This is a genomic window from Rosenbergiella nectarea (assembly GCF_900111105.1).
GTDB lineage: Bacteria > Pseudomonadota > Gammaproteobacteria > Enterobacterales > Enterobacteriaceae > Rosenbergiella > Rosenbergiella nectarea.
The window spans coordinates 91,128-114,040 of record NZ_FOGC01000001.1; the positions used below are offsets into that span (position 1 = coordinate 91,128).

Consider the following 22,913-nt stretch of genomic DNA (forward strand, 5'->3'; position numbering starts at 1 on the left):
ATTTGGCTGATAGATTCAGGAGCTTTCCTTGTTTATGATGAGGGCAAATTGGACTAAGATAACGGCCCTAAATTGAGGAGTAGGAAAGCGCAATGGAAACCAATGAAATCCAAGCGGTGCTAGAACAGGCACTGACGCTAGATGAAGTCCATGTCACCGGCGATGGCAGTCACTTCCAAGTGATAGCGGTAGGTGAGATGTTTACTGAACTTAGCCGTGTTAAGAAGCAGCAGGCTGTTTACGCGCCCTTAATGCAATATATTGCGGATAACCGTATTCACGCTGTCTCCATTAAAGCCTATACTCCCGCCGAATGGGCGCGTGATCGTAAATTAAATGGCTTCTAAACTATAGTGATGGCGGATCATCCGCGGTCACTATCCTGCATATTGAGTGTTAATTGAGAACCGTATCAATGGATAAATTTCGAGTACAGGGGCCTTCACGTTTAAGCGGTGAAGTCACTATTTCTGGCGCAAAAAATGCGGCGCTACCCATTCTATTTTCCGCTTTGCTCGCTGAGGAACCTGTAATACTCCAAAATGTTCCTGAACTGCGTGATATCGATACGACCATGAAGTTGTTGACCCAATTAGGGGCTAAAGTCGAGCGCAAAAATGGTGCGGTTCTGGTTGATGCCAGTCAAGTAAATATCTTTTGCGCCCCGTACGAATTGGTAAAAACCATGCGTGCATCCATTTGGTCACTTGGCCCCTTAGTCGCGCGTTTTGGCCACGGGCAGGTTTCTCTTCCTGGCGGCTGTGCGATTGGTGCGCGTCCTGTTGACTTACACATTACGGGTCTTGAGCAGCTGGGTGCACAGATCAAGCTTGAAGAAGGCTACGTGAAAGCAACGGTCGATGGGCGCTTAAAGGGTGCGCACATCGTCATGGATAAAGTCAGTGTGGGGGCAACCGTTACGATAATGAGCGCAGCAACGGTGGCAGAAGGCACGACAATTATCGAAAACGCCGCTCGTGAACCAGAGATTGTCGACACAGCTGAATTTTTAAAAACGCTGGGTGCGAAAATTAGCGGAGCAGGTACTGATAAAATTACCATCGAAGGGGTTGAACGTCTGGGCGGAGGCACCTACACCGTAGTGGCTGACCGTATCGAGGCAGGAACTTTCCTCATCGCAGCGGCGATTTCCGGCGGAAACATTCTGTGTAAGAAAGCACGTCCCGATACCATGGATGCTGTACTGGCGAAACTTCGTGACGCTGGTGCAACGATTGAGACGGGCGAAGATTGGATTAAATTGGACATGCATGGGCGTAGACCAAAGGCTGTGAACATACGTACCGCTCCTCATCCAGGCTTTCCTACCGATATGCAAGCGCAATTCACGCTACTGAACCTAGTGGCAGAAGGCACTGGGATCATTACTGAAACGATCTTCGAAAACCGTTTTATGCATATCCCAGAACTCATTCGTATGGGAGCGCACGCTGAGATCGAGAGTAATACCGCGATTTGCTATGGTGTCGAAAAGCTGTCTGCCGCTCAGGTAATGGCGACCGATTTACGCGCCTCGGCAAGCTTAGTCTTAGCGGGATGTATCGCCGAAGGGACAACCTATGTAGAGCGTATCTATCATATCGATCGCGGTTACGAGCATATTGAAAATAAACTCCGTGGACTCGGTGCTACCATTGATCGAGTCCCTGGCGACAGCGAATAACGCTGTAATGCTAGAAGAAGCCCCGAATACTGCTTAGTATCGGGGCTTTTTTTTACTTGTAGTGAGTGTTGGGATTAAGAGCCCACATCTGGTTCGCTATGCTTTTTCTTTCTTTTTGATCGAATCAATTGTGATCTATCCAATAATTCGTGGGTAATCGGATCGTAGTATCGACTGGGCCAAATTTCGGCGGGGTGAATATTAATGGCTTGTGCAATTAATAGCTCGCCTTTTGGCCAAGGGCGTGAAAGGGCATTGGCAAGGGTTGAAGAGCTGAGACCTGCATTTCTTGAGACCGCGGCTAGCGACGTCCCCTTCTTACGTAATGCTGCAATGATATCTGCGCTGTGCCAGTCATTTTTTAACTTTTCCATGTCTTTCTCCATGCTATGTGAATTATCCATTTAATTCTTATGCTATAGAATTTATAGCAGAAAATTACCTAAAGTTTCCATATAAATATCATTAGTTTAATTTTGGATGCAGGATATATCGCAAAATTATCGTAATTAATGCAAGACGTTAAAGCTCCTATTAATTCCAAAAAATGGGTTATTACGTGTTAGGGCGCAGAGTATTTATGAGGAAAAGAGCACGCAGCCCTGCTATGTTCAAGCGTAGAGAGGATCACAATAACGATAACCTATTGGTTAACTTTAACTGGAGTCGATAATGATCAATAACATCTACTGTATTGGCCGTAATTATGCTGAACATGCCCAAGAACTAGGTAATCGTGTTGAAGAAGATCCGGTGGTATTTAGTAAGCCCAATAGCTCATTGATTGTGGGCAACACCATCGTGTTGCCGACTTTTTCCCAAGATGTCCATTACGAAACAGAGCTTGTTGTGAGGATCTCTGCAACCGCTTTTCAGATCGAGTTCGATCACGCTGATGCGTACTACGACACTATTGCCATAGGGTTAGATCTTACTGCCCGTGATCTACAAGCCGACTTAAAGAGCAAAAAATTACCGTGGTTACTGGCTAAAGGATTCAATGGCTCCTGCTATGTCAGTGATTTTGTTCCGAAACAGACGGTACAAGAACCGATCCACTTTGCGTTGGATATCAATGGTCAGACCGTTCAGCAAGGCGTGAGCAGTGAAATGGTATTCAGTATTAAGCACATTATTGCGTTCATCAGTCGCTATATCGCCCTGCAGCCAGGAGATATTATTTTCACTGGAACACCGAAGGGCGTGGGAAAGCTGGAAACGGGAGATAAACTGAGATTGATGCTAGAAGGTAAGGTAATGGCTGAGCTACAAGTGGATTAAGCTTGTAGCTCGTAGTCGATTAGCGGTCGCGTTGTACCGACATTTGCGCAAGGGCCTCGAGCGCTTCACGCCAAGGAGTGGCCGGAAGTATCGCCAAGGCTTGAATTGCCTTGTTAGCTTCTTCTTCCGCTCTCTGCTGTGTCCAGGCAAGGGAGCCACACTGCTGCATGGTTTCAAGCACTTGATCCAATAGATGACGGCCATTCCCTTCCTCGATCGCGCGGCGGATCATCGCGGCTTGTTCTGAGGTACCATTACGCATCGCATGGAGCAGAGGAAGGGTGGGTTTACCTTCACTCAGATCGTCACCGACATTTTTGCCTAGCGCTTCGTTATCGGCGCTGTAGTCAAGCAGATCGTCGATCAGCTGAAAGGCGGTACCAATATAACGACCGTAATCTTTCAGTGCTTGTTCTTGCTCGGGCGTGGCATCGGCGAGCATGGCTGAAGTTTGTGCAGCGGCCTCAAATAAACGTGCCGTCTTACTATAGATAACACGTAAGTAACTCTCTTCGGTGATATCCGGATCATTACAGTTCATCAACTGCAAGACCTCGCCTTCAGAGATCACATTTACCGCTTCCGACATTAATTCAAGGATCTTCAAGGATCCTAATTGAGTCATCATCTGAAAGGCACGAGTATAAATAAAGTCACCGACCAAGACGCTTGCCGCATTACCAAAGGCTGCGTTAGCGGTGGCTTTGCCCCGACGCATATCAGATTCATCGACAACGTCATCGTGAAGTAGGGTTGCGGTATGGATAAATTCGATCAGGGCGGCATTGAGGATGTGTTTCTCACCCTCGTAATTCAGTGCGCGTGCAGCAAGTACCGCAATCATGGGTCGAATTCGTTTACCGCCACCGCTAACGATGTAATGGCCTAGCTGACTGATGAGTACGACATCTGAATCAAGCTGCTTGAGAATATTTTGATTTACCGCTGCCATATCTAGGGCGGTAAGTTCTGTTATCTGCTCTAAATTCATACAATTAGTCAGTTTATCTCTGTGAGCCATCTTTAACGGCATTTCGGGTAAAAGTCGCGGAAATTCTGCTGGTGTCCAGAACCACGGCAAAGAGTTAGTGTAACACTCTCATCGAGCGTTAATTTATCAATAATGATCACTAAGAATAAACTTATTGTACTAGAAATTTCGTATTGCGAAACCTTGGAGCGTGACTTGGCTTTTTTTTCTGCAATACCTGAAAAGTTCACTTGTTTTCTGCAGGATAGTTGCGTAGAATTCGCGCCCTATGTGAATATTTTATCGCGCCGCCTATTTAACCTAAAAGGCTAGCGCAGAAGCGGAGTTTATATGTACGCGGTTTTCCAAAGTGGTGGTAAACAACACCGAGTAAGCGAAGGTCAGACCGTTCGCTTGGAAAAATTAGACATTGCAACCGGTGAAACTGTTGAGTTTGATCAGGTTCTGATGATTGCTAATGGCGAAGAAGTGACTATTGGTGCACCGTTAGTTTCTGGTGGTGTTATCAAAGCTGAAGTCGTAGCTCATGGTCGTGGCGAGAAAATTAAAATTGTTAAGTTTCGTCGTCGTAAACACCATCGTAAGCAGCAAGGCCACCGTCAGTGGTTCACTGATGTGAAAATTACTGGCATCAGCGCTTAAGAGGAGATTTAACAAATGGCACACAAGAAAGCTGGTGGTTCGACTCGTAACGGTCGTGACTCAAACGCTAAACGTCTTGGCGTAAAACGCTTTGGCGGAGAAACTGTACTAGCAGGTAGCATCATTGTTCGTCAACGTGGAACTAAATTCCACGCAGGTAACAATGTTGGTTGTGGTCGTGACCACACTCTGTTTGCTACCGCAACAGGTCAAATCAAATTCGAAGTTAAAGGTCCAGAAAACCGTAAATACGTCAGCATCGTTGCTGAGTAATCGGTTCTCTCTGCAGGTTTTCCTGTAGGACTGAAGAATTAAAGCCCCGCAGCTTTGCGGGGCTTTTTACATTCTGTTGTAAAAGATCGTTGAGTACACGAACGAAGCCCTTGTTTGATCGCCTATTCCTGCTCACTATTATTGAGATCAAACATTACGATCCGCTGCCGGTCAGCTGATATGACCCTGGCGGACCCGCCGACCTGACTCTGGACGGCGTATGCATGACGGAGAGAAGAAATGAAATTTGTTGATGAAGCCACGATCCTTGTCGTTGCTGGCGACGGTGGGAATGGCTGTATTAGCTTCCGCCGCGAAAAATATATCCCTAAAGGTGGCCCCGATGGCGGTGACGGCGGCGATGGCGGTGACGTCTGGCTCGTTGCCGATGAAAACCTTAATACCCTAATTGACTACCGTTTTGAGAAAGCCTTCCGCGCGGAACGTGGTCAAAATGGCCAAAGCCGTGACTGTACCGGTAAACGCGGTAAAGACGTGACGGTAAAGGTCCCGATGGGAACCCGAGTCATCGATCAAGGCACCGGCGAAACGCTAGGGGATATGACCGAGCATGGACAAACCTTGATGGTCGCTAAAGGCGGCTGGCATGGGCTTGGAAATACTCGTTTTAAATCTTCCGTTAACCGTACGCCACGCCAGAAAACTAACGGTACGCCGGGTGAAGAACGTGATCTTCAGCTGGAGTTAATGCTCCTGGCTGATGTGGGAATGTTAGGACTTCCTAATGCCGGAAAATCGACGTTTATCCGTGCCGTATCCGCTGCGAAACCTAAAGTAGCAGACTATCCCTTCACCACCTTAGTCCCAAGCTTAGGTGTAGTCCGTATGGATAACGAGCAGAGTTTTGTCGTCGCTGATATCCCTGGTTTGATCGAAGGTGCTGCGGATGGTGCAGGCCTGGGTATCCGCTTCCTGAAACACCTCGAGCGTTGTCGTGTATTGCTTCACCTTATCGATCTGGCGCCGATCGATGAAAGTAATCCAGTGGATAATGCTCGGATCATTCTCGGTGAACTGGAAAAATATAGCGATAAGCTCTACCAAAAGCCGCGTTGGTTAGTGTTCAATAAAGTGGATTTACTTGATCCAGAAGAAGCGGCTGAACGTGCAAAACAGATCGCTGACGATCTGGGGTGGGAAGGTGATTACTACCTGATCTCTGCAGCAAGCCAACAGGGTGTAAAAGATCTCTGCTGGGATGTGATGAAGTTTATTAATTCTCAGCCTAAAGAAGAAGTCAAGGCAGAGAAAGCCGCAGAGAAAGTCGAGTTTATGTGGGACGATTACCACCGTGAAACACTCGAGCAGCATACCGTCGAAGAAGAAGAAGATGAAGACTGGGATGACTGGGACGACGAAGACGAAGAAGGCGTTGAAATTATTTATCAACGCTAAAAACAAGGGGCAACCAAGTGTTGCCCCTTTTTATTTTATCCCAATACGGTTACCGTCAGTCGAGCGCTACAACAGAGTTTACCCCGCAGGTTTTTAATCTCTATTTGCCAAACTTGTATCTGACCACCAAGATGCAGAGGCTGGCATACCGCCGTGACTTTGCCGCTCGCGACCGCGCGATGATGGCTAGCATTCACCTCAATACCGACCACATTTTGCTCCTCGCGACAGGTCAGCCAACCGGCCATCGATCCCATCGATTCAGCCAACACCACACTCGCACCGCCATGGAGTAAACCAAAGGGCTGACAAGTACGGCTGTCAACGGGCATTTCCGCTTCGAGGTGCGTGGGATGTAGGGCAGTAAAGACAATGCCGAGGTGCTCGATCAGACAGTTTTTCCCCATATCATTGAGGGCGTCAAGATCGATGGTTTTTTTCCAAATCGTCTGCATCCGCTATGCGCCTAAGGTTGCCCCGCCGTCAATGACGATATCTTGTAATACGATATGGCTCGCGAGATCGGATGCAAGGAATAGGATCGCATTGGTGATCTCACGGGGGGTAGCGATCTTCTTCAGGGGAATACCTAGCTTAAACTGATCAGGAAAACCATTAATCATTTCCTGCTCGGCTTCAGGGGTATGCCATAAGCTTCGTTGCATCGCGGTATCTGTCGAACCTGGGGAAACGATATTACAGCGCACACCATAGGGTGCCATTTCTAAACCAACTGTTTGGCAAAGACTGCGTAATGCCGCTTTGGATGCACCATACGCAGACATGCCAAGACGTGGGGCATGGGCGGAATTGGAAGCGACACTCACAATAGCGCCAAAGCCTTGCTCACGAAATAGCGGAAGGGTTTGCGAAAAGAGGTTAAACGCCCCACCGGCATTAACGTTAAAGCAGGCTTGCCAATCCTCAAAACTTAAGGCATCAGTCGCGCCGATACGCAAGATGCCAGCGGCATTGACTAACACATCGAGTCGGGGTTGCTGCGCCAATTGCGCTTGGCAGACGTTGGCGACCTGTTGGGGATCCGCTACATTCATGACTAAACAGCGAAAAGGATAGTGCTCGCTGGAAAACTGCTTATCGAAGCCGATAACGACTGCCCCGGCCTGATGGAAAGCACAGGCTGCATCATAACCTATCCCTTGGCCAGCACCGGTCACCCAGACATATTTATCGCGAAAATCCATAGTCATCGTCAGTTATTTATCCCCGGAAAGTCGCGCCCACCAGGCGTCGAAAGTAGGGGTTTTCGCGAGGGTAACGAAGTCCATACTAGGAATAGCCTGACGCCAGCGTGAAGCCAGCGCCATCATACGTACTGAGTCTAAGCCATAATCGATCAGGTTTTCATCATCCTCGGGAATATCGTCATCTTCAAGCAACGGTAAAATTACGTCACGCAAAGCTTGTTTTGAGGCAGGCAGTAATAACAGATCGTCTGTCATGACCACTTTTCCACTGCGACCAGCTGTGTAGGTTAGCGCCATAAGATGTTCTTCTCGGCTGAAATCGGCTAAGGCATCCGCAACCATAAAGGGTTTGATATCCCGCATAAAGGCATCTGTCGCGGTGGTCAGGCAGCCAATATGGGCATAGACACCGGTGATGATCAATTGATCACGACCCATCGCCTTGAGCTGCTGTTCAAGAGGCGAGCGCTGAAAAGCACTATAACGCCACTTGGTGAGCACAATATCTTGTTCATCCGGAGCCAAGGCTGCGGTCACTTTTTGTTGCTCAGGATGACGGTTTAATCCCGGCCCCCACATATCGTTAAGTAATGCACGGTCTTCATCGCTTTGCTCATTGGGTTGAGCGGTATAGAACACCGGAATACCTAACGCCTTACACTGTTGGCGTAATGCCGCGATATGGTTTACCACAGTCTCGACAAATTCACTCTTTTCTCCCCAAAAATTAAGGAAGTAATTTTGCATATCGTGAATTAATAACGCAGCGCGTTGTGGCTCAAAGGTCCAGTTCACTTTGTTATTCGGTAGCTCATCGGCTGTAGGCAAGGCATAGGCCGTTAATTTAGGGATACTCATTACAACTCCAAAAATCGATACACTATAATAGGGGGAATCAAGATTTTTTCTTATTTTCTTCAATCAGTTGCTGACGCAATAATTTTTTATCCACTTTGCCGACGGGGGTCAGCGGTAGGACGTCGCTGAAGACAAATCGATCGGGTAATTTAAATTCGGCTATCCCTTGGTCACGTAAATGTCGACGCAGCTGCACAGCTTTTACCGCTTGTTTCGCGACAATATAGGCACAACTTTTTTCACCTAATAACTCATCACTCATCGATACGAGCGCAGCATGAATAATGTCTGGGTGTCGTTGTAAAAGATTCTCAATTTCTTCAGCAGCAATCTTTTCGCCGCCACGATTGATCTGATCTTTTTCACGGCCTTGAACGGTAATATAGCCGCGTTCATCAATTGAAATGAGATCGCCGGAGCAATAAAATCCCTGTTGATCGAAGCAAGCCGCATTATGTTCAGGACTCTTGTAATACCCGCGGAAGGTATAAGGGCCACGCGTCATTAAACGACCGGTAGTATTGACCGGGAGTGGTTGACCTGCTTCATCCGCAACCCAGACTTCATCATCGGGTGAAATAGGACAGCCTTGAGTGGTAAGGATAGTCTGTTGATCGTCATTGAGACGCGTATAGTTTACCAAGCCCTCCGCCATGCCAAATACTTGCTGTAATTGGCAGCCTATTTCAGCAGGAATTCGCGCGGCTAAACTCTCGCTCAGTTTGGCGCCGCCGACTTGTAGTAAACGCAGTGAGCTGAGCTGGTGCGCACAGTTCCACTCTTGCATCGACTGTAACCAGAGGCTTACTGCAGGCGGTACCAAAGCAGTGACATTGATAAGGTGGTCGGCGATTAAACTAAAGCAGGTAGTCGGGCTTGGGTCGGGCGCCAACACGCTAAGTCCGCCGCTGTATAACACCCCAAGAATACCGGGTGAGCTCATGGGGTAATTATGGGCAATCGGTAGCGCGCATAAATAACGAGTTTGCTCAGTAAATTGGCAAATATCGACACTGCCAATAATGCTGTAATAATAATCGTTATGGGTACGAGGGATCAGTTTAGGCGTTCCGGTACTGCCACCCGACAATTGGAAAAAGGCGACCTCATCCGGGGCACTTGGCGTCGGGGTGAACGATTCGGCTTCCTGTGTATAGCGCGATAACAAACTACTCTCATCGTCAAAAGCATTGTGCCATAGTTGATGTTGAAGCTCTGGATACTGTGCACTGAGTTCGTCAACGTAGCGATTATCGGTAAAGACTGGATGTTGTCGGTCGGCAATTAATAATCGTGGCTTGATCTGTGTAGCGTAAGCACTTAATTCACTGCGCTGGTGGCTGAAAAGGGCATTGACGGGTGCCACGCCCAATTTTAATAGGGCGAAGAAAACAATATAAAATTCACAGCGATTACCCAGCTGAACTAAGGCCGTATCTCCTCGTTTAATACCGCGTTTTTGTAGCTGTGCAGCCAGTTGGTCACTGTATTGCGCCAGCTGACGATAGCTGAGCGTCTGTACCGGATCGATAATGGCCGGGCGATCGCTATCACGATGACGATTGCTAATATCAGTTAGGGGAATATCTAACCAATAGCCTTTTTCACGATAACGTGCCGCCAGCTCTGCGGGCCAAGGCGTAAAAGAAATGCTCATGAATGATTACCTAAAATTAATGTAAACCAAAGGCTTTTAGCATGGTACTGAGTTTGGTACCGGTCTCTTGCCACTCCGAAAGGGGATCGGAGGCGGGGACGATGCCCGCACCGGCAAAGAGGGTGACCTGTTGTTGGTTCAGTTGCGCGCAACGTATCGTCACGACCCACTCTCCATTACCCTCGTCATCGCACCAGCCTACCATGCCACCAAACAGTTCTCTCGGGAAAGGCTCTAAGTGCTGAATAAGACGGCAAGCTAACTGATGTGGGTAGCCGCTCAGTGCAGGGGTGGGATGGAGTAATCCTGCTAGCACTAAGGCATTTTCTTCAGCATTATGTGTTATCCCTTGTACGGTGGTCGCAAGGTGCCAAAGTTGCGACGTGGTGACCAGTTCTGGGACTTGCGGCACCTGTAACTGTTCAGCGACAGGGGCTAATACCTTGGCCATCGCATCTATCACTAACTGGTGCTCATGGCGGTCTTTGCTCGACGCAAGTAGCGTCTGACCTACACGATGATCGTCCTCTCGGTCTAGTTGACGCTTTGCTGAACCGGCTAAAGGACGAGAGCTAAATTGGTCTTTTTGCTTACGCAGGAGGAGCTCAGGGCTTGCCCCCAGCAATACCTCGTTATTCGCAAGAGGAACATGGAAATGATAGTTATCCGGGTTTTGCGCCATGATTAGGCTCATCAGCGTAGTGCTATCAATACTGTCTTCAGTGGTTAATTTTAGCAGCCTTGAAAGGACGACTTTATCCATCTCGCCTCGATTCATCGCCGCAACGGCATCGCTCACCATCTTCATAAAGTGTGGTTTATCAGGATAAGCCTGCTGACGGGTAATTGGCGCCAAGGGCTGCTGCTGATAGGGCTTGAGCTGGGTCATCAACTGATTACGGTCAGTACGGGTGACGTGCTGGGGAATAAACAGTGCTGTCGGTTGATGAGAATCAAAGGGGATTGCCCCCACGACTAACGGATCTTTTATCCCTGCTGCACGAGCCAAGCGAAATTGTTCCCGAAGCGTGCGTTGGAAGGCGTCTTGGCTTCCCTCGCTATCGAGCAGGGGTTGAGTGATACGTTTAAAGCAGCCATCGCTAAGTAGGCTAGTTTCTTGAGAGGTAAACAGAAAACGTTCTTTTAATGCGCTCTGTTGCTGAATTTTACGGTGAAGAATATTTTCAACGGCAGTGATTTCGACCATAATAGCACCATTAAATGATAAGATAGTTAATAATGATTATCATTTGAATTTTGTCGGTAAGCTACGCTTAACTCCCTTACCTGTCAACTGATGAAGCCAGCTTTAGGTTGACTTCTCACGTAGACCATACGATTACGCACTAGATGCTCATATAGGAAAGTCATTATGATCCGACGCTCAAGACTGCTCAATATTCTCTTAGTCAGTGTGTTATTACCTTTAGCAGGACTGAGTCAAGCTGCAAGTTGGCCAAGGCAAGTGGTGACGAATAATGGAACGGTAACACTGAAAAGTGCCCCGAAAAGAATCGTTTCCACCAGTGTTACGCTAACCGGATCGTTACTCGCGATTGATGCGCCAGTGATTGCCAGTGGTGCGGGGGTTCCTAATAGCCGTTTTACCGATAGCCAAGGATTTTTTAGCCAATGGGGTGCCGTGGCGAAGCAAAAGCATGTACAGCGCTTATATATTGGTGAAGCCAATGCCGAAATGGTGGCTGCACAAGCCCCGGATCTTATTGTTGTCAGTGCCACGGGGCACGACAGCGCGCTACGGTTAGTGAATCAACTTTCTAGCATTGCGCCGGTGATTGTCGTGAATTACGACAATAAGAGCTGGCAACAGATAGTGACCCTCCTAGGTCAAGCTACTGGCCATGAAGATCAAGCAAACATCTTAATTCACCAGTTTGACCAGCGTGTTGCCGCATTAAAACCGACCCTGAAATTACCTCCTCAGCCTGTTTCGGCATTTGTTTGGAATGGCGGAGGGAAAGAAGTCAATCTCTGGACGGCTGACTCCGCCCAAGGAAAACTACTGCAACAGCTAGGGTTCACGCTAGCGCCAACCCCGAAAGAATTGGCGACTAGCCATAGTATGGGCCAGCGAAAAGACATTATTCAGCTTTCAGGTGAAAAAATGAGTGAAGGGCTGAGTGGTAAGAGCTGGTTAATGTTCGTGGCCGATGGCGAGACGGTTAAACAAGTGAATAGTGATCGTTTCTTACAACAAGCTCCCGCTGTTAAGGAAGGACATGTCTACCCGCTGGGTAACGATAATTTTCGTTTAGATTACTACAGTGCGACACATACCTTGGCGATACTAGAAAAACTTTTTGTGCATTAAGGTGAAAAACGCTCAATTTTCTCCGTGGTGTAAACCCTTTGGCCTGTTCTCCGGGTTGCTGATCGTTTTATTTGGCTTAGTGATCGCGAGTTCACTGACCGGAGCCAAAACGATTTCCCTATCAGAAAGCTGGTCTAGCTTGTCACTGTGGCAATCCTGTCACAGTGAGAATTGCGATATTATCCGGTTTTCACGGCTCCCGCGGACCTTGGCTGGCTTGGTAGCAGGCTGTGCGCTGGGGCTAGCGGGTGCACTGATGCAATCCCTTACGCGTAATCCGCTCGCCGATCCGGGCCTCTTGGGCGTTAACTCGGGAGCCAGTTTTGTCACCGTAATGGGACTAAGTTTCTGGGGAACGTTCTCTTTCTGGCAGAGTTTTTCTTTAGCATTCTTAGGGGCACTCCTGGCGGCCATCATCGTGGCGATTACCGGCGCAGGGCGGGGCGGCCGATTGAATCCAATCCGTCTGACGTTAGCAGGGGTTTCGTTAGCGGCTATCTTGGAAGGGTTGACCAGTGGTGTTTCTCTATTAAATCCAGATATATACGACCACCTACGCTTCTGGCAAACCGGGTCGTTAGATGTACGACAACTCACTATCTTCACGTTACTCGGCCCTGTGGTGGCGATCGCTAGCCTCTGTACTTTGGTGCTGAGCCGTTCCTTAAATGCGATCAGTATGGGCGAGGATCTTGCTCGGACCTTAGGGACACGAGTCGGGCTGGTGCAGCTGTCTGGGTTACTGCTTATCGCGTTATTATCAGCCTGTGCAACGGCTCTGACCGGCCCCATCGCTTTTATTGGGCTGGTTGCCCCACATCTCGCTCGTGGCGTATTGGGGAGTGACCATCGTTATTATTTACCGGGTACGGTTCTGATTACTCCGGCCGTTTTACTGCTTGCCGATATTATTGGCCGTAGCATTGCTCCGGGTGAGATTAGAGTCTCGATTATTACTGCACTGATTGGCGCTCCAGCCTTAATTTTTCTCGTTCGTCATCGGATAGGGCGTGGTATGTAATGAAGAAACGTCCACTGATTATTTTTTGCTTATTGCTGCTTGCTGTCGTTACAGTGATGCTAGGCGCACTATGTCGAGGGGCACTCCCGCTGTCGCTACAAGAGCTGTGGCATATCCTCAAGGGAAACGGGCCGGCGGCCTTGCGGTTAGTCGTGGTCGAGTGGCGGCTACCGCGTGTCCTTATCGCGTTATTGTGCGGAGCGGCACTTGGGATAAGTGGTGCGATTTTCCAATCAATTTTACGTAACCCTTTGGGTAGTCCCGATGTGCTGGGTCTTAATGCTGGTGCCTTTTCGGGCGTCCTAGTTGTCATGTTACTATGGCCCGGTAACCTGTTTGCCATGACCTTGGCCTCACTAATCAGCGCCGCATTGACCGGGGCAATTATTTATCTATTAGCTTGGCGTCAAGGTATCACCCCTTATCGATTAATTTTGATAGGAATTGGTATCCGTGCACTACTCATGTCGTTTAACGGCTGGGTGATGACGTCAACCGCCTTGAGTACCGCGATGAGTGCCGGATTATGGAGTGCCGGGTCATTAAATGGGGTAAATTGGCAAAGTGTATCAATGGTTTTTCCGGCCATAGTGATTGCATTATTTGGGGTTGCGATGTTAGCCAAACGGATGCGACTGATGGAGATGGGTGACGATTTAGCCTGTGCGCTGGGCATCCGAACCGAGCGAACCCGACTAGGACTTTTGTTACTGGCCACAGTACTGACCGCCGTGCCAACGGCGGTGATAGGCCCGGTTTCCTTCGTGGCACTGGTAGCACCACAAATTGCAAGGCGTCTGGCTCACAGTCCTTCTGGTGTTTTATGGAATACGGCATTATGTGGCAGTCTATTACTGTTGGCCGCGGATTATCTGGCCCAACACGCTTTCCTGCCCTATCAACTCCCGGTTGGGGTGATCACCGTCAGTGTTGGCGGCATCTATCTACTGTCACTTTTGGTTAGAGAGGCCAGACGTTCATGAGTTTATCTTCTTCTCGTCTTGCAGCCAGTGACCTTACATTGGCTTATGACAAGAAAACGGTCGTAGAGCAGTTATCGGTAGCGATCCCCGATGGGGAATTCACCGTTATTATCGGCCCTAATGCCTGTGGTAAGTCGACGCTGTTAAAAGCGCTCAGTCGAGTGATAAAACCGGTGGCGGGTCAAGTTATTCTGGATGGACAGGCAATCCACCAATTACCGGCGAAAGAGGTTGCACGGCAACTCGGTTTGCTTCCACAAAACAGTCATACCCCAGCAGGGATCACCGTTGCTGATTTAGTTGGACGTGGACGGTATCCGCACCAGTCGCTATTCGGTGGATGGCGTACCGAAGATAGCCAAGCCGTGGCGGAAGCGATGGCGGCGACCAATATCGAACACCTGGCGGATTGTCCCGTTGAGCAGCTTTCTGGTGGGCAGCGGCAGCGTGTCTGGATCGCCATGGTATTGGCACAACAAACCCCGCTCTTGCTGCTCGATGAACCGACTACGTGGTTGGACATCACGCATCAAATCGAGCTAATGGAACTCTTGCGTGAACTTAATCAACGCCATGGCCGTACATTAGTCGTGGTACTGCATGAGTTAAACCAAGCCTGTCGCTATGCCAGTCATCTTATTGCGATGCGTGCAGGGGAGATTATTGCGGAAGGTAAGCCAAGTGAGATTATCACCGCAGAGTTGATTGAGCAGGTCTATGGGTTAAAAGCCGTCATTATTCCCGATCCGATTGCCGGCACGCCAATGATCGTCCCTATTGGAAGGTGAGGGGGCATAGCCCCCTCAAGTATTAAGAGAGTAACCGCGTTAAACGGCGATTGATCTCGGGGCCGATAATTTCAAACATCGCGGGTGAGATGATCTCCACATGGGCGCAGTCGATGGGCACAATATCCAAGGTTTGGATAAAAGGCGCCCAAGCCTGTTGCGCATTCAAGGCAGGCTGTTGTGTTTCCAATGCGGAGAAGAGCGTCGCGTGTCCTTGCGTCTTACGGCTCCGTGCGGTCGTTAATAAACGCACGGAGTGGGCGTAATTAGCTTCAACCTGATCAAAAAGGTGGGAAAGCTCTTCGCCTGCTTGGGCCCGTTGGCTTTGAACAAATTGCTCACGTTCACGATTCACTTCTTCGATCACTTGCTCATCCAAGACATTTTTCCCCTGCTTCTCATCCCAATTCTGGGTTTCAGGTGGCCAGGTATCAAGCAGGCCTAAAAACGCGACCTCTTCTCCTCGCGCTTCAAGCCGTGAGGCGATACCTTGGGCCAAGGTTCCGCCCAGCGAGTAGCCAATAAAGTAATAGGGGCCAGAGGGTTGGTCTGCCAGAAGCGTCTCGAGATGCCGATCACATACATCATCAATATGGTGTGCATTACCGAGAGCGCCTTGCTCATCTGGCGATTGGATACCAATAATTGACCATGTCGGGTCAAGATAACGTTGTAATACGCTAAATTGCCAAGCGAATCCGGACGCCGGGTGGAAGCAATAGAGACGAGGTCCTTGCGTCTGTCGCAAAGGGAGTAACGTCTGTAACCCACTGTCCGCATGTTCAGGACTCTGTTGAATAATTTGGGCGAGTTTTTCAACCGTTGCATTGACCATAACGTGGCCAACGGTAAGCGGGTAATCCATCTGTTTACGGATTTGCGCAGCTAAACGCATTGCTAAGAGCGAGTGCCCACCCAACGCGAAGAAGTCCTGATTTGCAGCGACCTGTGGTAACTGTAATAGATCAGCAAATAGCGCGGCTAATTGAACTTCTAACGCGCCTTGAGGCTCACGCGTAGTGTGGTGATCATCAAGTTTCGGGACGGGTAAGGCTTTGCGGTCTAACTTACCGTTACTGCTGAGAGGGAAGACCTCTACTGGAATAATGATCACGGGGACCATATGAGCCGGTAACCGTTCGGCCAATTGTTGACGGATAAGATCACTCTGTTGTGGTGTTTCAGCGATGATATAGCTTACCAATTGTCGGTCGTCAGCCAGCCCAGCTAATTGTTGGTTTAAACTCACGGCAACGGAGGCCGCTTGCTTAATACCGGGTAACGAAAGCAGAACGGCATCAATCTCAGAGAGTTCTATCCGCTGACCGCGGATTTTGAGTTGGTCATCGTTACGTCCCAAGTACTCAATTTCACCGTTGTCGAGGCGGCGGGCGACATCACCGCTGCGGTATAAGCGTTGCGTTGCGTCCCAAGGCGCGGGAACAAAACGTTCGGCGGTCAGTTCTGGTCGACCTAAATAGCCTTCTGCCAGTTGCCCCCCCCCCAGCCACAATTCACCCGCGATACCATAGGGGACAGGTTTGAGCTGGCTATCGAGAATATGAAGCTGAGTGTTCCACACCGGCCAGCCAATCGGGACGCTATGGCCTTTTACCGCGGTGAGCTCTGGGCCAAATGCCGGGAACCAGCTGACGTCAACCGCGGCCTCAGTGGGGCCATATAAATTATGGCAAGGGATCGCTACGCTCTGTTCCCACTGACGGGCGAGTGCGGTGGGTAGGGCTTCGCCACTACAAAAGACGAGACGTAACCGCTGTCGTAGTGCCGCGGCAGTGGCTTCAGTGAGACTTTCTAAGAAGGCGGCTAACATTGACGGCACAAAGTGAGTCACGCTTACGTGTTGTTCCACCATGACTTGTTGTAACCACTCAGGATCGCGATGACTGTCGGGGGGAGCCATAAACAGTTTCGCCCCAGTTAGTAATGGCCAGAAAAACTCCCATACTGACACATCAAAACTACTCGGGGTTTTCTGAATAACGACATCGTGATGGTGAAGTGGGTAGTGGTTTTGCATCCATTTTAAGCGATTTACAATGGCTTGGTGACTGACCAGAACGCCCTTAGGTCTGCCTGTCGAGCCTGAGGTATAAATTAAGTACGCCCCTTGTGTCGGAGCGGGGACGGCTGCCGACAGTGAAGGATGTTCGTTGAATAGCGATTGATAGTAATAGTGTGGTGTGTCGCTGATCTGTGTAAATCTGTCGCTTAACGCCTGCTCGGTGATCACTAAACGCGGGGTTGAATCCTCCAACATGATGGCTAAACGGTCATCGGGATAGCCGGTATCAAGCGGCAGCCAAATTGCGCCCAGCCGTACGATGGCTTGCAAGGCTAGAGATAGATAAATAGAGCGAGGAAGCGCAACGGCAACGATATCGCCAGCTTGCACCCCGTGTTGCTGAAGGGTGGCAGCCAAGGCAATGACCTGCTGTTCCATCTGTGCGTAGGTCAGCGCAACGTGCGTATCAGCCAGCGCGACATTGCTTGGGGTGAGTTGACACTGTGTCGCGATCATCGACCATAGCGTATCGTCCTGCAGTGCAATTTCAGTAGCATTAACCTCTGTTAGTTGATGTCGCTCTTGCTCGCTCAGAAGACTCAGTTCTGATAGTGCTAACGTCGGCTGAGCGGTTAACTGATCGATAATCAGCGGCAGGCGTTGAATATGGGTCAACAACGCTCGTTCATCGTAGCGATTTCTATTGGCGAGGAACTCCAGGGTTAAGGCACCTTGATTATCGAGGATTAACGCTATTTCAATATCGCGTACCGGTCCTGAGGCCAAGTGTGTGGTGTGAACGCTTTGACCTTCAAACTCTAGTTGATAATCGAAAAGTTTGACGTTCAATACTGGCCCGAACAGGGGGGCGCTATCCCCGGCTAAGCCTAAATCGCGGCTAATTTGCTCCGCATCGTAACGCTGATGACGTCGATTTTTCTTAATCTCTTTACTTAGTAGACCCGCAAATTCCATGAAGGTATAGGTGGGTTGATACCCAACACTCATGGGTAACACATTAATGACAGGGCCGACTGCGCTGAGGGCTGCCGATCCCATCCGCCGCATAAAAATAAAGCCCGCGCTAAAGGGCTGCTGACCCGTCAGGTGTGCGAGCCAGGTATTTACTAGCGTTACGGCAGCATCGACAGGCGTCAGGCCAGCTTCAGCGAGGTGTTGGTGCAAGGGAGCAAGCTGTTGAACGGAAAAATGTGTCGTGTGACGTATTACCTGCGGGCTGGCTGTTTCACCATTCAGCGGCGATTGTGCAAGGCTTAGCGGATCAGGCAGTTGCGGGACTTTTTCTTGCCAATAACGCTTATCTTTTTGGTACGTCGCGCTATGTTGGTAATTAAGGTACTCTTCAACAACCTCATCGAACGCAGTAAAAGGCGAGGCCGATAGGGGTTGCTGTTGACGTAAATGAGCATAAATTTCGCTGATCCGTTTGGTCAGAGCAATAAAGCTGAAGCCGTCGACCATCAGATGGTGGTAACGTTGATACCATATCCACTGTTCGTGGCTGATACGCATTAGCATTTGTCTGACGTTGGCACCTTTATCGGTGATGCGTAAAGGGCTATGCAGATCGGCTTCCATCAAGGCATGCGCCGTCGCCAACGCCTGAGGATCATCACGTAGATCAATAGACTCCACCGTAAAAGCGGTATTGGCATCACGATATTGGAAAGCTTCACCGTCGTGCTCCCCAAACCGAAAATTAACGGTATCGGCTTCCGCTAACCCTTGCTGAATAGCCTGTTGCATCAGTTCAAGGTTAAGCGTTCCCGGTAGGGTTATGGCGTGTGCCACGGCAAAGGCATTGTTAAAAGGGGAGAGTTGGTCGGCAACCCAGATCCCGGGTTGTGCGGCAACCAACGGTAACCGACGAGTCTTCACTGGAGATGAGGCTGCATTGCGCTCATCGGTGAGAGGGTGTTGTGCTACGCTGTCATCGATATTCATCATATTATTCGTCCTGCCATAATGCTTGTAATCCGCCTAATAAACTTCCTCGCCACCACAGTGCATCGTGTCCACCTTCGACATAGTGTAAACGATGTGGAATATGGTAGTGACTTAACCACTTATCCAGTTCCCGATTGGCCTCGCAAATTAATACCTCGCGACAACCCGCCTCTAATAGAATTTGTCGAGGAGCAATGGATGGGGCTTGTTGTTGTAACTGTTGAATCAAATAACCTGCGGCTTGGCCTCTATTTGGCCACCAAAATGACCCAGAGAGACTGAGGGCTTTGCCATAAAATTCCGGCCAATTAAGGCAAGCATAGACCGAGGCCAGTCCGCCAAAGCTTTGTCCGGTGACAAGGGTGCGAGCGGGGTCTTGTTGCCAATTAAACGTCTGTTTGATTAGCGGGAGTAACTCTTCGTTAATAGCCTGCCAAAAATCGGCATTACAGGGATATTCCCGTCCGCGATGCTGACGATCGATGATTTCAGGCATGATGTAGAGCGCAGCAGGTAGCTTCCCCTTATCGGTTAATTGTTGCAGAGGACTGGCGATAGGTAGGGTATTGGCCCAGAACTGACCATCGAGTAGTAAGGCTAAATGCTGATATGACGCAGCCTCACCTTTCGCCGTACCGTAGCACCAAACGCGACGTTCATTCCCCAGCCGAGCACTCTTCCAGACAATGACCTTGAGGGGCAACGTTGGTTGTTCTCCTCGATCCCATGCTTGCCATTCAGTTTGGGGAGGCGCATCAGGGAGGTGAAGGGGAGAGACAGACATTCCTCGGCCAGCAGACCAGGATCGTAATGCGTTGAGGCTGTCGTGTTGGGCATGCTGAAACTGTTCTCGCCACCATTCACGACGCTGGAAAATATCTTGGTTCAATACTCCTACATCGTTCGTTGAATCAGGAATCAAGCAGTAGCTTCCTCGCCAATGCGTGGGGAGTGTGAGTGACAGATACCAAACATCACTAGCGGGATAATGCACTAAGGATACTGGGGGATTGGGCTGGTGGTGATCAGTGATCCCTGTAATGTTGAGCCACACCGCTTGCACTTGTTGAGAATCGTTAGCCTCAGCAGGTTGGCGCCACAGAAAAGTGACTCGACATTGCTGAGAAGAACTTCGCTCAATACGCGGGATACCCTGCTGTTGTTGTGCTTGCCACCACAGATCAGAACCGGTATCAGAGGTAAACCATTCAGGAATAAGCATGTGCAAATTATCTTTTATAGAAGCTATCCGCAGATAGCGATCAGAATCGAGATTTGTTGATAATAGTATTGATAATTATTTTCATCTGCAATAGATTGCAATCTCTCTTTACGTAGTTTGTCATTTATTGCTCTGTTACTCGCAAAGTATGACCAAGTACTAAAGAGCTTCTTGAACTAACACACATAGCATTGGCCTAGGGAACTGGGATTATAAAAATGAAAAAATTATCATTTCTTTCTGCTGCAGTTTGTCTTGAGCTCGGTAGCTCATTTTTTATTTATTGCGCGCCGGTTTCAGCGGCACAAACGGATGTCACCGTAAACACTCCGGTATCAGATGAAACCTCAGCCAAAACCTCTGAAGACAAAGCGTTGTCTACAGAGGAAAGTTCACACAATTCCATCGTCGTCACGGCACGTCAGCAAACGCTTCAAGCGCCAGGCGTGTCGACGATCTCATCCGAGGCGATTCGTAAACATCCCCCGGCTCGTGATGTTTCGGAAATTATTCGTACCATGCCTGGGGTTAACTTGACGGGTAACTCGACCAGTGGTCAGCGGGGCAATAACCGCCAAATTGATATTCGAGGCATGGGACCGGAAAATACCTTGATCTTGATCGATGGCCGTCCGGTAAGTAGTAAAAACTCAGTGCGTTACGGATGGCGGGGTGAGCGAGATTCACGTGGTGATACCAACTGGGTGCCACCTGAAATGATTGATCACATTGAAGTCATCCGCGGACCTGCTGCGGCACGTTATGGTAGCGGGGCGATGGGTGGGGTGGTCAATATCATCACCAAGCAAGCGAATAAAGCGTGGCATGGCTCATGGAACGCGTATTACAACGTTCCACAACATAAATCTGAAGGGTCGACCAAACGAACCAACTTCAGCTTGATGGGCCCGGCAACCGATAGCCTAACCTTAAGTATCTGGGGAAATATCGACAAGACACAGGCGGATGCTTACGATATTAACCAAAACCATTCAGCGTCGCGAACCGGTACCTATGCAGGGAGCTATCCTGCTGGCCGAGAGGGGGTTAGAGATAAAGACCTTCACGGCAAACTAAACTGGGAGTTTGCGCCTAATCAGCACCTTGAATTCGAAGCCGGTACCAGTCGCCAAGGCAATATTTATGCTGGCGATACGCAGAATACCAACACCACAGCTTATGTGAAAAGCAAATATGGTGATGAGACTAACCGTATTTATCGCCAAGATTATGCCTTAACCTGGACAGGCGTCTGGGACAATGGTGTTAGCACCAATACCTATGCGCAATATGAAAGAACGCGCAACTCAAGGATCACGGAAGGATTAGCCGGGGGAACCGAGGGGATCTTCAATAATAATGCCGGGTTCTCTGATATCGATCTGAGCGATGTGCTGCTGCATAGTGAAGTCAGTATTCCGTTTACTGCTTGGGTAGACCAGAACCTTACCTTGGGGACTGAGTGGAACCAGCAGAAGATGAAAGATGGTACCTCGACCGGCCAAGCGCTTACCGGTAGCAATACCGGCGGGGCGATCGATGGTGTGGGTACTGGCACGCGATCACCGTACTCTCAAGCACAGATCTTCTCTATGTTTGCTGAAGACAATATGGATATTACGGATTCTACGGTATTAACCCCGGCCATCCGTTTTGATCACCACTCTGTTGTCGGCACTAACTGGAGCCCATCACTTAACTTAACTCAGCAGCTCACCAATGAGTGGACGTTAAAGATGGGGATTGCTCGTGCCTATAAAGCGCCAAATCTATATCAAACCAATCCAAACTATATTCTCTATAGTAAAGGACAAGGGTGTTACGGCAGCTCGAGTACGGGATGTTACTTGCAAGGTAATAGCGACCTTAAAGCAGAAACTAGTGTCAACAAAGAGATTGGCTTGGAGTATAAAGACCTTGCTGGGCTTCAGGCTGGGCTGACTTACTTCCGGAATGACTACCATAATAAAATTGAATCGGGTAATGATGTTACCTCAACTAATAGTAGTGGTACCCGTATTTATCAATGGGAGAATGTACCGCGCGCGGTAGTAGAGGGCTTAGAGGGAACCTTCAATGTTCCAGTCACCGATACCGTTACTTGGAATAACAATATGACGTGGATGCTGCAAAGTAAGGATAAGACGAATCATGATCGTCTCTCCGTCATTCCTCAATTTACGTTGAACTCCAATGTCGAGTGGCAGATTCGTCAGGATCTGTCGGTACAAGCGACGTGGACCTGGTACGGCAAGCAGAAACCGAAGAGCCGTAATTATCAAGGTAATAAAGTTAGCTATCCTGATACCCGAGAAGTCAGCCCGTACAGTATCTTTGGTGCCAGCGCGACGTGGGATGCGACTAAGAATGTCAGTGTCACGGCAGGGATTGATAACCTCTTTGATAAACGTCACTTCCGTGAAGGTAACGCACAAACTACCGGAACACTGAATTCTAAAACAGGAGTCACAAGCTACCTATACGGTGCCGGTGCATACACTTACAACGAGTCAGGCCGAACCTTCTACATGAGTCTGAATACGCACTTCTAATAAAAAACCCGCGC

20 protein-coding genes are annotated in these 22,913 nt (G+C 49.2%); 11 read left to right on the forward strand and 9 right to left on the reverse strand.

Features of this window, described 5'->3' with window-relative positions:
- Positions 1-92 precede the first annotated feature (92 nt).
- Both ibaG and murA read left to right on the forward strand, forming a co-directional pair.
- Positions 93-347: a BolA family iron metabolism protein IbaG gene (gene ibaG, locus BMX14_RS00460; protein WP_092671174.1), complete on the forward strand. Its 255-nt coding sequence runs from the start codon at positions 93-95 to the stop codon at positions 345-347.
- Between the two features lie 68 nt (positions 348-415).
- On the forward strand, positions 416-1,684 hold the full coding sequence (murA, locus tag BMX14_RS00465) for a UDP-N-acetylglucosamine 1-carboxyvinyltransferase (RefSeq protein WP_092671177.1): 1,269 nt from the start codon (positions 416-418) through the stop codon (positions 1,682-1,684).
- A 74-nt stretch (positions 1,685-1,758) separates the two neighbouring features.
- Here the strand turns inward: murA and BMX14_RS00470 are convergent, their stop codons facing one another.
- The gene (locus BMX14_RS00470) at positions 1,759-2,058 is read right to left on the reverse strand and encodes a helix-turn-helix domain-containing protein (protein WP_092671180.1); all 300 of its coding nucleotides are present in this window, start codon (positions 2,056-2,058) and stop codon (positions 1,759-1,761) included.
- Positions 2,059-2,356: 298 nt separating this feature from the next.
- Between BMX14_RS00470 and BMX14_RS00475 the strand changes: the two genes are divergently transcribed.
- Positions 2,357-2,965, forward strand: a complete 609-nt coding sequence (locus tag BMX14_RS00475) for a fumarylacetoacetate hydrolase family protein (RefSeq protein WP_092671183.1) — start codon at positions 2,357-2,359, stop codon at positions 2,963-2,965.
- 19 nt (positions 2,966-2,984) lie between these two features.
- Here BMX14_RS00475 and ispB read toward each other — a convergent pair whose 3' ends face one another.
- Positions 2,985-3,956 (reverse strand): octaprenyl diphosphate synthase, encoded by a 972-nt coding sequence (gene ispB, locus BMX14_RS00480; protein ID WP_092671186.1) that lies wholly within the window; start codon positions 3,954-3,956, stop codon positions 2,985-2,987.
- Between the two features lie 330 nt (positions 3,957-4,286).
- Here ispB and rplU point away from each other — a divergent pair, with 330 nt between their 5' ends.
- The 3 genes from rplU to cgtA all read left to right on the forward strand — a co-directional run bounded on the left by rplU (position 4,287) and on the right by cgtA (position 6,287).
- Positions 4,287-4,598: a 50S ribosomal protein L21 gene (gene rplU, locus BMX14_RS00485; RefSeq protein ID WP_029686306.1), complete on the forward strand. Its 312-nt coding sequence runs from the start codon at positions 4,287-4,289 to the stop codon at positions 4,596-4,598.
- Positions 4,599-4,613: 15 nt separating this feature from the next.
- Entirely contained in the window at positions 4,614-4,871 is a 258-nt protein-coding gene (gene rpmA / locus BMX14_RS00490; protein ID WP_048911377.1) for a 50S ribosomal protein L27, read from the forward strand.
- 240 nt (positions 4,872-5,111) lie between these two features.
- On the forward strand, positions 5,112-6,287 hold the full coding sequence (gene cgtA, locus BMX14_RS00495; protein ID WP_092671189.1) for an Obg family GTPase CgtA: 1,176 nt from the start codon (positions 5,112-5,114) through the stop codon (positions 6,285-6,287).
- A 35-nt stretch (positions 6,288-6,322) separates the two neighbouring features.
- Here cgtA and BMX14_RS00500 read toward each other — a convergent pair whose 3' ends face one another.
- The 5 genes from BMX14_RS00500 to BMX14_RS00520 are packed head-to-tail and all read right to left on the reverse strand — an operon-like array spanning position 6,323 to position 11,217.
- Positions 6,323-6,742, reverse strand: a complete 420-nt coding sequence (locus BMX14_RS00500; RefSeq protein WP_092671191.1) for a hotdog fold thioesterase — start codon at positions 6,740-6,742, stop codon at positions 6,323-6,325.
- A 3-nt stretch (positions 6,743-6,745) separates the two neighbouring features.
- A complete protein-coding gene (gene dhbA, locus BMX14_RS00505) occupies positions 6,746-7,498 on the reverse strand; it encodes a 2,3-dihydro-2,3-dihydroxybenzoate dehydrogenase (protein ID WP_177173061.1) in 753 nt (250 codons plus the stop codon).
- Positions 7,499-7,504: 6 nt separating this feature from the next.
- The gene (locus tag BMX14_RS00510; RefSeq protein ID WP_092671197.1) at positions 7,505-8,353 is read right to left on the reverse strand and encodes an isochorismatase family protein; all 849 of its coding nucleotides are present in this window, start codon (positions 8,351-8,353) and stop codon (positions 7,505-7,507) included.
- A 37-nt stretch (positions 8,354-8,390) separates the two neighbouring features.
- Complete coding sequence (locus tag BMX14_RS00515) at positions 8,391-10,010, reverse strand: (2,3-dihydroxybenzoyl)adenylate synthase (protein ID WP_092671199.1); 1,620 nt, start codon at positions 10,008-10,010, stop codon at positions 8,391-8,393.
- 16 nt (positions 10,011-10,026) lie between these two features.
- Positions 10,027-11,217, reverse strand: a complete 1,191-nt coding sequence (locus tag BMX14_RS00520) for an isochorismate synthase (protein ID WP_092671202.1) — start codon at positions 11,215-11,217, stop codon at positions 10,027-10,029.
- Between the two features lie 165 nt (positions 11,218-11,382).
- Here BMX14_RS00520 and fepB point away from each other — a divergent pair, with 165 nt between their 5' ends.
- Genes fepB through BMX14_RS00540 form a run of 4 tightly spaced genes read left to right on the forward strand, consistent with a single transcriptional unit; the run spans position 11,383 to position 15,134 of the window.
- The gene (fepB, locus tag BMX14_RS00525; RefSeq protein ID WP_092671205.1) at positions 11,383-12,342 is read left to right on the forward strand and encodes a Fe2+-enterobactin ABC transporter substrate-binding protein; all 960 of its coding nucleotides are present in this window, start codon (positions 11,383-11,385) and stop codon (positions 12,340-12,342) included.
- 1 nt (position 12,343) lies between these two features.
- Complete coding sequence (locus tag BMX14_RS00530) at positions 12,344-13,363, forward strand: iron chelate uptake ABC transporter family permease subunit (RefSeq protein WP_230527198.1); 1,020 nt, start codon at positions 12,344-12,346, stop codon at positions 13,361-13,363.
- On the forward strand, positions 13,363-14,346 hold the full coding sequence (locus BMX14_RS00535) for an iron chelate uptake ABC transporter family permease subunit (RefSeq protein WP_092671208.1): 984 nt from the start codon (positions 13,363-13,365) through the stop codon (positions 14,344-14,346). The genes BMX14_RS00530 and BMX14_RS00535 overlap by 1 nt, the downstream gene beginning before the upstream one ends.
- Complete coding sequence (locus BMX14_RS00540) at positions 14,343-15,134, forward strand: ABC transporter ATP-binding protein (RefSeq protein ID WP_092671210.1); 792 nt, start codon at positions 14,343-14,345, stop codon at positions 15,132-15,134. Before BMX14_RS00535 ends, BMX14_RS00540 begins: the two co-directional genes overlap by 4 nt.
- A 22-nt stretch (positions 15,135-15,156) precedes the next feature.
- On the opposite strand, the gene BMX14_RS00545 is transcribed toward BMX14_RS00540, so the two are convergent.
- Together BMX14_RS00545 and fes are read right to left on the reverse strand one after the other, a co-directional pair.
- Complete coding sequence (locus BMX14_RS00545; protein WP_092672421.1) at positions 15,157-19,122, reverse strand: non-ribosomal peptide synthetase; 3,966 nt, start codon at positions 19,120-19,122, stop codon at positions 15,157-15,159.
- Between the two features lie 4 nt (positions 19,123-19,126).
- Positions 19,127-20,347, reverse strand: a complete 1,221-nt coding sequence (gene fes, locus BMX14_RS00550) for an enterochelin esterase (RefSeq protein WP_092671213.1) — start codon at positions 20,345-20,347, stop codon at positions 19,127-19,129.
- A gap of 218 nt (positions 20,348-20,565) precedes the next feature.
- Here fes and BMX14_RS00555 point away from each other — a divergent pair, with 218 nt between their 5' ends.
- Positions 20,566-22,899, forward strand: coding sequence for a TonB-dependent siderophore receptor (locus tag BMX14_RS00555; protein WP_092671216.1), 2,334 nt, complete (start codon positions 20,566-20,568; stop codon positions 22,897-22,899).
- The last annotated feature ends 14 nt before the right edge of the window (positions 22,900-22,913 follow it).